Consider the following 527-nt stretch of genomic DNA (forward strand, 5'->3'; position numbering starts at 1 on the left):
TTGTAGATAATATACAGGTCCAGGCCGAAACTCCAGTGTTCGATGTACCAGATATCCCCGCGGATACGTCCCTCCATGTCCTTCAGTTCCTTCGTCTCCCCGCGGTAGCCCGTCACCTGGCTCCATCCCGTGATACCCGGCTTCACAAAGTGACGCACCATATACTTGTTGATCAGCTTCGAATACTCCTCCGTGTGCTTCAGCATGTGCGGACGCGGTCCTACCACGCTCATGTCGCCCATCAGCACGTTGATAAACTGCGGCAACTCGTCGATGCTCGTCTTGCGCATGATGTTTCCCCACTTCGTCTTCCGCGGGTCATCCTTCGTTGCCTGCACCTTGTCCGCATCCGCATTCACCTTCATGCTCCGGAACTTGTAGCAGTAAAACTCCTTGTCGTTCAGTCCGTTCCGCTTCTGTTTGAAGAAGATCGGCCCCGGCATGGTAATCTTCGTGATGATGGTCACAATGATCAGGATCGGGATAAACAGCGTGCAGAGGAAACACAGCGAGAATACGATGTCAAA

At 53.1% G+C, this 527-nt stretch carries 1 protein-coding gene; it reads right to left on the reverse strand.

Annotated features, from left to right (window positions below):
- A partial coding sequence (locus BACCOPRO_RS16815) for a sugar transferase (RefSeq protein ID WP_008145530.1) occupies positions 1 to 527 on the reverse strand: 527 nt, incomplete at both ends.

Source organism: Phocaeicola coprophilus DSM 18228 = JCM 13818 (assembly GCF_000157915.1).
GTDB lineage: Bacteria > Bacteroidota > Bacteroidia > Bacteroidales > Bacteroidaceae > Phocaeicola > Phocaeicola coprophilus.